Below are 9,449 nucleotides of genomic sequence, written 5' to 3' on the forward strand. Positions count from 1 at the left end.
CTGCTGTCAGGTGATGGCGTCCGGCGACGGGTTTGAGTGGTGCTGGGCGAGGTCGGGTGGGCCTGCCGGACGTTCCGCGCGGCCGGACGAGGCGGCGGGACGTTCCGTGCGGCCGGACGGGCCTTCTGGACGTTGCGCGGGGTCGGGTGGGTCGGTGAGGCGGGCGGCCAGGGCGACGGTGCGGCGGGCTCTGGCGACGATGGGGACGTCCAGGAACCGGCCGTCGGGCAGCGCCACCGCCCCGACGCCGGCCCGTTCTGCCTGCTCCGCCGCGGCCACGATCTCGGCGGCCCTGGCCACCTCCTCCTCCGCCGGGCGGAACGCCCGCCTGATGACGGGGATCTGGCGCGGGTGGATCGCGGTCCGGCCGAACAGGCCGATGGCGCGGCCCGCCCGGCAGGAGTCCGCCAGGCCCGCCTCGTCCTTGACGTCCGGATAGACGGACATGGGCACCGGCGGCAGCCCGGCCGCGGCGGCGGCGAGGACGACCTGGAGCCTGAGCTGGTTCATCGCCTGCTCGTCGGTGACGGCCAGCTCGGCGGCCAGGTCCTGCTCGCCCAGCGCCACGCCGGCCACGCTGGGGTGCGCGGCGATCTCGCGGGCGGCGAGGATCCCGGCCGCCGACTCCAGCAGCGCGTACGCGGGCGCGCCCGTCACGGCGTCGAGCGCGGCCGTGGACTCGACCTTGGGCAGCCGTACCCCGTCGGCGAACGGCCCGACGGCGGCCAGGTCGTCGCGCCCGCGGGCGGTGGCCGGGTCGTTGACCCGCACGTGCAGCCGCGGCCACCGGGCCGGCCGCCCGTGCTGGGCGCGGAGGTAGGCGACGGCGTTCCGCCGGGCCTCGTCCTTCTTGGCCGGCGCGACCGCGTCCTCCAGGTCGATGATGACGACGTCGGCGCCGGAGGCCACCGCCTTGTCGAACCGCTCGGGCCGATCGCCGGGAACGTACAACCAGGTCACGGGCGGCGCCTGCACGACCTCGGAGGCGGCGGGCCCGGAGGCGGCGGGCCGGTCGGGGGCGGTCATGCGATCACCCCGTCCGCGCGCAGCGCGGCGATGCGGTCGCCGGGGTAGTCGAGCTCGGCCAGCACCTCGTCGGTGTCGCGGCCCAGCCGCCGCCCGGCCCAGCGGATCTCGCCGGGCGTGTCCGAGAGCCGGAACAGCACGTTCTGCATGGTGAGCGAGCCCAGCTCCTCGTCCGGCACCTCGACGAAGGTGTCCAGGGCCGCGTACTGCGGGTCCTCGGCCAGGTCGGAGACGTCGTAGATGGGCGCGACCGCGGCCTGCACCTCCTCGAACCTGGCGATGACCTCGTCGGCGTCGCGCTCGGCGATCCAGGAGGCGACCGCGGCGTCGAGTTCGTCCACGTGCTGCACGCGGCCGTGCCCGCTGGCGAACCACGGCTGCTCGACCAGGTCGGGCCGCCCCACCAGGGTGACCACGCGCTCGGCGATGGGCTGGGCGCTGGTGGAGATCGCCAGCCAGCGCCCGTCGCGGGTGCGGTAGGTGTTGCGCGGCGCGTTGCTGCTGGAGCGGTTGCCGGTCCGCTGGGGCACGACGCCGAGCGCCTTGTACGCGGTCATCTGCGGCCCGAGCAGCCCCAGGATCGGCTCGATGATGGCCAGGTCGATGACCTGCCCGCGGCCGGTGCGCTCGCGGGCGCGCAGGGCGACCATGATGGCGTACGACATGGCCAGGCCCGCGATGCCGTCGGCCAGGGCCAGCGGCGGCAGGGTGGGCGGCCCGTCGGGCTCGCCGGTCATGGCCGCGAAGCCGCTCATGGCCTCGGCCAGGGTGCCGAAGCCCGGCCGCTTGGCCATGGGCCCGAACTGCCCGAAACCGGTCATCCGCGCCACGATCAGCCGCGGGTTGAGCTCCAGGAGGTCTTCGGGCGCCAGGTTCCAGCGTTCGAGGGTGCCGGGGCGGAAGTTCTCGATCAGCACATCGGACCGTTCGGCCAGGCGGCGCAGGATCTCCTGGCCCTCGGCCCGCGACAGGTCCACGGCCGCGCTGCGCTTGTTGCGCGACAGCGTCTTCCACCACAGGCCCACTCCGTCCACGGAGGCGCCGTGCCCGCGCGAGGGGTCGCCCCGGCGGGGATGCTCGATCTTGATCACGTCCGCGCCGAAGTCGCCCAGCATCATGGCCGCGGAGGGACCGGCGAACAGCGTCGCCGCGTCGATGACCCGCAGGTCGTCGAGGCTTGTCATGGGTATGTAACTTATAAGAAATATGTCATAGGTCAACTATGTGACCATTTTGCGAGACACTTGGCGACATGTCACCCAGCGAGCCGCGGCCGCCGATGAGCAAGGCCGACTACGTCTACAGCGTGCTGCTCGACGAGATCCGTACGGGGCGGATCCCGGGCGGGACGGCGCTGCGGGCCGGGGAGGTGGCCAAGCGCCTGGGCGTCTCCGTCACGCCGGTGCGCGAGGCGCTGCGCAGGCTGGAGAAGGACCGGCTGATCAGCTACGAGGCGCACCACGGCGCGACCGTGGTGGACCTGGGGGACGAGGCGCTGGCCGAGTACTACGGGCTGCGCGCCGTGGTCGAGGGCCTGGGCGCGCGGCTGGCGGCGGCCAGGATCACCCCAGGGGAGCTGGACGGGCTGCGCGCGCTGCACGCCTCGATGACCGAGGACGCCGCCCAGGGCAGGAACGACCGCCTCGGCGAGCAGAGCAGGCGCTTCCACCTGACCATCGTCGACATCGGCGGCCCCGCCTTCCTGGGCGAGCACGCCAGGTCGGTGCGCAACAGCTTTCCGGTGCCCGCCGAGGCGTCGCTGTGGCTGGACGAGACGCAGGTCAAGGCGCAGCTGGAGGCGCACGAGGGCATCCTGGCCGCGCTGGAGGCGGCCGACGGCGACAGCGCGGAACGCATCATGATCGACCACGTCCGGCGCGCCGGCGAGTTCCGCCAGCAGCAGTGAGCCACCCGGCCGCCCGGCCACCCGCCGCGCCCGACCATCCACTGCGCCCGCCTGCCCGGCCGCGTCCGCCTGCCCGCGTCCAGCCACCCAGCCACCCAGCCGCCGCGCCGTCAGCCCCAGCCCCAGCCCCAGCCCCAGCCCCAGCCCCAGCCTCAGCCTCAGCCGAGGAGTCTGGCGTGTAGCTCGTCCAGGATGCCGGGGGTGGCGTCCACGGCGTGCGCCGACAGCGACAGCCGGGCGAACGCCTGCTGGTGCTCCTCCACCCGCCGCCGGTCCTCGACCACGATCGGCGCGTGCAGCAGGTGCAGCACCAGCACGTCGGGGCGGGATCGTTCGGGGAAGCGCAGCAGCGTGAACGGCGGCCCCTGGTAGAGGAAGCCGGTCTCGGCGCTGGGCCGGGCGACCTGCACGGCGATGTGCGGCTGCTTGGCGGCCATGGCGACCGCGTCGAGCTGGGCGATCCGCTCCTCCGGCCGGTGCAGCGGCGGGTCGAGCAGCGCGGGCCGGTCGAGCACGGCCCACAGGTGCGGCCCCCGCGGCCGGTCGAGCACCTCCTGCCGGACGGCGACGACCCGCGCCGCCTCGGCGGCCCGCTCGTACGCGCCCCCGCCGGGCTCTCCCGACGACCAGCACGGCGATCCGGCCGGCGCGACCGGCGGCACCGCCGACAGGGCGGCGGCCAGCGCGTACGCCGGGATCTGCAGCAGCGGCGGCACCAGGCGCGGCCCGTAGGTGTAGATCACCTGCGCCCCGTCCTCCAGCTCCAGGTACGCCGACAACCCCAGCGGCACCCCCGGCGCGTCGTACCAGCCGGGCACCCGCTCCTCGCGCAGCAGCGACAGCAGCCGGGGCGCGTGCTCGCCCTGGCCGTACAGCTCCAGCAGGGTGCGCACGGTCGCCTCGCGCGGCGCGACGAGGCCGTGCTCGATGCGGAAGATCGTGGAGGTGTTGAGCCCGGCGGCCTGCGCGGCCGAGGCCATGGACAGCCCGCTCCAGGCCCGCAGGGAGGAGAGCCGGGCCGCGACAACGCTCAACTGCATACGTCTGTCACGACCGTCTGTGACAAAAATCAGCGTTTGCACCTGGTCTGTTGCAAGGGAGTGACGGCTGATGCACGATGGCCACTCTAATGGTCTGACACGTCATGCATACGCCGATCCGAAAGGCCCGACACTGTGGCGGACGCGTGGATCCTCCATCCCGACTACCGGACTCCTCCGGCCCCCACAGACGCGGACTTCCCACCGGGTCCCTGGCGCCATCCCGACGGCGGCCAGATCATGAACGGCACCTACGAGCGGCCCCTGCCCAAGCTGCGGACGGAGGTCGTGACCGTCTGGTACGGCTACGCCCTGAGCCGCTGGCGCGGCCCGCGCATGCCGAGGTTCAGCAGCCCGATGGTGTCGGCCTGGAATCCGGTGCTGGCCCAGGGCCTGGCCGCCGCGCCCGGCACGCCGACGCCGTACCGCGACGAGCTGTGGTGCGACCGGTGGATCGCCGAGGCGCTGCTGTACGGGCGCAAACCGTACGGGGCGTTCACCCTGCCGGCGGACGAGGCGCTGCGCTGGTGCGGCAAGAGCGGCGGGACGAGCCTGATCTACCACGCGCGGACGGAGGACGACGAGCTGGTGCGGGTGGTGGCGGGCACGTCGGAGCGTTACGCGCAGCTCTTCGACCTCGACGCGCTGATCGCCGACTACCGGGAGGCGCTGCCGGAGGAGCTGGCCGAGCCGGAGGTGCGGGCGCTGGAGGAGCACCGCTCCTGTTCCCCCGCGCTGCGTTACGTGCTGTGCGAGGACGCCGAGGCGCTCTTCGCCCGGGCCCCGCTTTCGGTCCGCGGCCTGACGCTCGGCTATCCGCCGCGCGAGACGGCCACCCGCATCGCCGCCCACGTCACCTCGGGAGCGGCGACGTGAGCCTGTCCGGCGTCAAGGGGATCCTGTTCGACCTGGACGGCACCCTGCTCGACCACCGCGGCGCGGCCGACGCCGCGATCACCGCCTGGCTGGAGGATCACTCCCCCGGCCATCCGCGGCTGGGCGAGGCGGCCGCGTTGTGGGCCGGCTTCGAGGTGCCGTACCTGGCGATGTGGCAGGCGGGCCGCTGCTCGGCGCAGGAGCAGCGGCGGCTGCGGCTGTCCGCCCTGTGCGCGGAGCTGGCCGTTCCCGTCCCGGCCGACCTGGACGCCGCCTACGCCGGCTTCGCCGCCCGTTATCGCCGCGGCTGGGCCGCGTTCCCCGACGTCGCGCAGGCGCTGGCCGGGCTCGGCGGGTTCACGCTGGGGGTGCTGACGAACGGCACGCAGCGCATGCAGGAGGAGAAGGTCCGCGTGATCGGGCTGGACGGCCTGGTCGGTCCGGTGCTGACCGGGGAGGTGCTGGACGGCCGGTTCAAGCCCGCGCCCGGCTGCTACGAGGGGGCCGCGGCGGCGCTCGGGCTGAGTCCGCGGGAGGTGCTGCTGGTGGGCGACGACGTACGCAACGACGTGACCGGGCCGGCGGCGGCCGGGATGCGCTCGGTCTGGCTCGACCGGCTCGGCGCCGAGCCCCCGCCCGCCGGTTTCCCGCGCATCACCTCGCTGACCGAGCTGCCCGGCCTGCTCCCCTGATCACCGGGGTACGAACTCCGCCAGCGCCGACGCCTCCAGGTCGAACCCGCCCACGTGCGCCAGGTAGTCCCCCTTGACCAGCGGATCCCCCAGGTAGACCCCGCCCGCGCTGCGCACCAGCAGGGCTCCCGCCGCCACGTCCCACGGGTTGGACCCGGTGCCGTACGCGGCGTCCGACCAGCCGGCCGCGACGTGGGCGAGCTTGAGCGCGGCGCTGCCGACCTTGCGTACGGCGGAGAAGGAGCGCAGCAGCCGGCCGTAGCGCTCCAGCGCGAGCTCGCCGCCGGCGCCGAGGTCGAGCGGGGTCGGGTAGCTGGACAGCAGCATGGCCTCCCGGTCGCCGGTCGCCCCCGCGCTGCGCAGGGGTTTGCCGTTGCACCAGGCGCCGTCGGGGGTGGCGGTGAACTCGTCGTCGCGCACCGGGTCGTACACGACGCCGGCCACCAGCTCCCCGCGTACGGCGGCGGCGATGGACACGCAGAAGAACGGCAGGCCGGCGGCGAAGTTGGCGGTGCCGTCGATGGGGTCGACGTACCAGACGAGGTCGCCGGAGCCGGTGGTGCCGCCCTCCTCGCCCACGATCGCGCTGTGCGGCGCCCGCGCGTCGATGACGGCGCGGATGCTCACCTCGGCCGCGCGGTCGTGCTCGGTGACGGGGTCGTGGAAGTCGCGCTTGGTGCTCACGTCGGGCCGGGACCTGAAGGCCGCGCGCAACTGGGGGCCGACGGCACGGGCCGCCGCGGAGGCGGTGTCGAGCAGGTGGGTCACATCCATGCCCTCTCCCCTACCGCTCGCGCGCCCGTGGCACACGCTTGAACGCTACCTGACTCGTTTGTCAGGACATTCTGACCTGCGTTAAGCTGATCAGCATGACCGCGAACCTGGCCATCGACCTGGATCGATCCAGCCCCGTGCCGCTCTATTTCCAGGTGGCCGAGCAGATCGCCGAGGCGATCCGGCGGGGCGACCTGGCCCCCGGCTCGCGGCTGGACAACGAGATCCTGCTGGCCGACAAGCTCGGCCTGTCCAGGCCCACGATCCGCCAGGCGATCCAATACCTCGTGGACAAGGGCCTGCTGGTGCGCAAGCGCGGCGTCGGCACGCAGGTGGTGCACGGGCAGGTCAAGCGCTCGGTCGAGCTGACGAGTCTCTACGACGACCTGCGCCGGGCCGGCCAGGAGCCGGCCACGCAGGTGCTGGTCCTGGAGCCGCGGCCGGTGCTGGAGGAGATCGCCGCCATCCTGGGCGTGCCGGCCGGCTCCGAGATCCTCTATCTGGAGCGGCTGCGCTTCGCGGCGGGCGAGCCGCTGGCGGTGCTGCACAACTGGCTGCCGATCGGCCTGGCCAAGCTCACCGCCGCCGATCTCGAAGGCCGCGGCCTGTACGAGTTGCTGCGCGGGGCGGGCGTGCGGATGCGGGTGGCCAACCAGCGCATCGGCGCGCGGGCCGCCACGCAGGCCGAGGCCCGGCTGCTGGAGGAGCGCCGGGGCGCGCCGCTGCTGACCATGCTCCGCACCACCTACGACGACCAGGGCCGGGCGGTCGAGCACGGCTCACACGTCTACCGGGCCTCTCACTACTCGCTGGAGGTCACGCTCATCGAGCGCTGAGCGTCGTCGTCCTCCTCCGCGCCGACCACCCGGGCGGCGCGGCGCTTGAGGAAGAGGGTGGTGGCGACGCCGAACAGGACGGCCACCACGAGCCCCGCCCAGGAGAAGCCCTTGAGCCACTTCTCGGCGACGAGCCCGAGACTGTAGATCACCGCGGTGGTGCCGCCCGCCCAGACGATGCCGCCGAGCACGTTGGCGACGGCGAACCTCCAGTACGGCATGCGCAGCGCCCCCGCCAGCGGCCCGGCCAGGATGCGCAGCAGGGCGATGAAGCGCCCGAAGAACACCGCCCACATGCCGAACCGGTGGAAGTACTCCTCCGCCCTGCCCACGTGCCGGGGCCCGAAGTGCTTGGGGAAGCGCCGCCCGAGCCGGGCGAACATGGGAGCGCCACCCTTGCGCCCGATCGCGTATCCGGCCGAGTCGCCGACGATGGCGCCGGCGCTCGCGCAGGCGCCCACCCACACCGGGTCCACCACGCCCCTGGAGGCCAGGATCGAGGCGCTGACCAGGACGATCTCGCCCGGTAGCGGGATGCCGAGGCTCTCCAGCCCGATCACGAGCGCGACCGTCGCGTACAGCCATCCGGCGGGGATCGCCTGCAGCCACTCGTCGATGTGCACCGGCCAACACTAGCGCCGCCCCGGACCTGACCGGCACAGAAATCCGAGCCCCCGGCCACCCCGCTCGCCCGCGGCCGGGCGCGGGCGTTCCGGTCAGCGTTCGCTGTCGAGCTCGGCCATCATGACGTCCGGGTAGCGGTCGCCGGCGGCGGCGCCGGCCGGGACGGCGGCCTCGATCGCGGCCAGGTCGCCGGACGACAGCTTCACGTCGAGCGCGCCGAGCGCCTCGCTCAGCCGCTCGCGGCGGCGGGCGCCGACGAGCGGCACGATGTCCTCGCCCTGCGCGAGCACCCAGGCGATGGCCAGCTGCGCCACCGTGGCGCCCTTGCCGTCGGCGACCGCCCGCAGCGCCTCCACCAGCGCCAGGTTGCGGGCGAGGTTGTCGCCGGAGAAGCGCGGCGAGTACGCGCGGAAGTCGCCGGCGTCCAGCTCGCGGTCCTTGCTCCAGTGGCCGCTCAGCAGCCCGCGCGACAGCACGCCGTAGGCGGTCACGCCGATCCCCAGCTCGCGGCAGACGGGCAGGATCTCCCGCTCGATGCCCCGGGACAGCAGCCCGTACTCGATCTGCACGTCGCTGATGGGATGCACGGCGTGGGCGCGGCGGATGGTGTCGGCGCCGGCCTCGGACAGCCCGATGTGGCGTACGTGGCCCTTGGCGGCCTCCTCGGCGATGGCCCCGACCGTCTCCTCGATGGGCACGGCCGGATCGACGCGGGAGAGCCGGTAGACGTCCACGTGGTCGGTGCCGAGGCGGCGCAGCGTGTAGGCGAGCGAGTTCTTGACCGCGACCGGCCGGCCGTCGACGCCGTGCCAGCCGCCGTCGTGGTCGCGCAGCGCGCCGAACTTCACGCTGATCCGCACGGCGTCGCGCGGGCGGCCGCGCAGTGCCTCGGCGATGAGCAGCTCGTTGGCGCCCATGCCGTAGAAGTCGCCGGTGTCGAGCAGGGTGATGCCCGCGTCGAGCGCGGCGTGGATGGTCGCGATGGCCTCGGTCCTGTCGGCCGGCCCGTAGAGGTCGGTCATGCCCATGCAGCCGAGCCCGAGGTCGGACACGGCGGGGCCGTCGGTTCCCAGAGTTCTCATAGGCAAAGTATGCCCATGAGACTGACAGATTTCAAATTCTGTCAGTCGCTAGTAGGCGCGTCGCGTCGGCCCGGGAGGCGACCCGGACGAACCTCAGGTGCGCGTTGGCCGGATCGGCCCGCGCCCGGGCGTAACGCTCCCGGTAGACGGCGTGCCGCCGCCACGCCCACCACAGGATCGACTCGTCCTTGTCGAGCAGGAACCGGAAGGACTCCTTGTTGCCGTTCCAGAGCTCGGCTCCGGTGGTCATCCTGCGCAGGGTCCTGACCAGCAGCCGGCGCATCACGGTGCGCCTCGGCAGGTCGATCCAGACCACGGTGTCGGCGCGCGACCACACCAGGTCCCGCACGGCGGAGTAGTTGCCGTCCACCACCCAGCCGTCGGCGGCGGTGAACCGCTCGACCTCGGCGCGGAACTCCTCCTCGGGACGGGGCTGCCAGCCGGACATGTGGAAGATCGAGTCGAGTTCGAGCCAGGGCACGCCCAGCCGTCCGGCCAGCGCCGAGGACAACGTCGACTTGCCGGAACCGGAGTTCCCCACCACGGATACGCGTTTCACCCGCGAATCCTCTCAGGCGGCCGTCGTCCGGTCC

At 73.5% G+C, this 9,449-nt stretch carries 11 protein-coding genes; 4 read left to right on the top strand and 7 right to left on the bottom strand.

The genetic code is table 11. From position 1 onward, the window contains the following. Window positions 1-6: 6 nt before the first annotated feature. Window positions 7-1,026, bottom strand: coding sequence for an HpcH/HpaI aldolase/citrate lyase family protein (locus B0I32_RS44480; protein WP_219912335.1), 1,020 nt, complete (start codon window positions 1,024-1,026; stop codon window positions 7-9). Next, entirely contained in the window at window positions 1,023-2,210 is a 1,188-nt protein-coding gene (locus B0I32_RS44485; RefSeq protein WP_106250020.1) for a CaiB/BaiF CoA transferase family protein, read from the bottom strand. Before B0I32_RS44485 ends, B0I32_RS44480 begins: the two co-directional genes overlap by 4 nt. A 68-nt stretch (window positions 2,211-2,278) precedes the next feature. Between B0I32_RS44485 and B0I32_RS44490 the strand changes: the two genes are divergently transcribed. Further along, window positions 2,279-2,932, top strand: a complete 654-nt coding sequence (locus B0I32_RS44490) for a GntR family transcriptional regulator (RefSeq protein ID WP_245956436.1) — start codon at window positions 2,279-2,281, stop codon at window positions 2,930-2,932. A 158-nt stretch (window positions 2,933-3,090) separates the two neighbouring features. Here B0I32_RS44490 and B0I32_RS44495 read toward each other — a convergent pair whose 3' ends face one another. Next, window positions 3,091-3,966, bottom strand: a complete 876-nt coding sequence (locus B0I32_RS44495; RefSeq protein WP_181308455.1) for a Scr1 family TA system antitoxin-like transcriptional regulator — start codon at window positions 3,964-3,966, stop codon at window positions 3,091-3,093. A 141-nt stretch (window positions 3,967-4,107) separates the two neighbouring features. Here B0I32_RS44495 and B0I32_RS58320 point away from each other — a divergent pair, with 141 nt between their 5' ends. Continuing rightward, entirely contained in the window at window positions 4,108-4,848 is a 741-nt protein-coding gene (locus B0I32_RS58320; RefSeq protein WP_181308457.1) for a hypothetical protein, read from the top strand. Beyond that, complete coding sequence (locus tag B0I32_RS58325) at window positions 4,845-5,540, top strand: HAD family hydrolase (protein ID WP_181308459.1); 696 nt, start codon at window positions 4,845-4,847, stop codon at window positions 5,538-5,540. The genes B0I32_RS58320 and B0I32_RS58325 overlap by 4 nt, the downstream gene beginning before the upstream one ends. Here B0I32_RS58325 and B0I32_RS44505 read toward each other — a convergent pair whose 3' ends face one another. Then, a complete protein-coding gene (locus tag B0I32_RS44505; protein WP_106250027.1) occupies window positions 5,541-6,314 on the bottom strand; it encodes an inositol monophosphatase family protein in 774 nt (257 codons plus the stop codon). It lies immediately after the preceding gene. A 95-nt stretch (window positions 6,315-6,409) separates the two neighbouring features. Here B0I32_RS44505 and B0I32_RS44510 point away from each other — a divergent pair, with 95 nt between their 5' ends. Then, window positions 6,410-7,150 carry a GntR family transcriptional regulator gene (locus B0I32_RS44510; RefSeq protein ID WP_106250029.1) on the top strand — a complete coding sequence of 247 codons (741 nt, stop codon included), beginning with the start codon at window positions 6,410-6,412 and terminating at the stop codon, window positions 7,148-7,150. Here B0I32_RS44510 and B0I32_RS44515 read toward each other — a convergent pair. The 3 genes from B0I32_RS44515 to B0I32_RS44525 form a co-directional block, all read right to left on the bottom strand. After that, window positions 7,117-7,773: a DedA family protein gene (locus tag B0I32_RS44515; protein ID WP_106250030.1), complete on the bottom strand. Its 657-nt coding sequence runs from the start codon at window positions 7,771-7,773 to the stop codon at window positions 7,117-7,119. The two genes, B0I32_RS44510 and B0I32_RS44515, sit on opposite strands and share 34 nt — an antisense overlap. Before the next feature lie 93 nt (window positions 7,774-7,866). Continuing rightward, window positions 7,867-8,856 (bottom strand): aldo/keto reductase, encoded by a 990-nt coding sequence (locus B0I32_RS44520; protein WP_181308460.1) that lies wholly within the window; start codon window positions 8,854-8,856, stop codon window positions 7,867-7,869. Window positions 8,857-8,887: 31 nt separating this feature from the next. Next, entirely contained in the window at window positions 8,888-9,415 is a 528-nt protein-coding gene (locus B0I32_RS44525) for a P-loop NTPase family protein (protein WP_219912336.1), read from the bottom strand. Window positions 9,416-9,449: the final 34 nt, after the last annotated feature.

It is taken from the genome of Nonomuraea fuscirosea (genome assembly GCF_003001935.1).
GTDB lineage: Bacteria > Actinomycetota > Actinomycetes > Streptosporangiales > Streptosporangiaceae > Nonomuraea > Nonomuraea fuscirosea.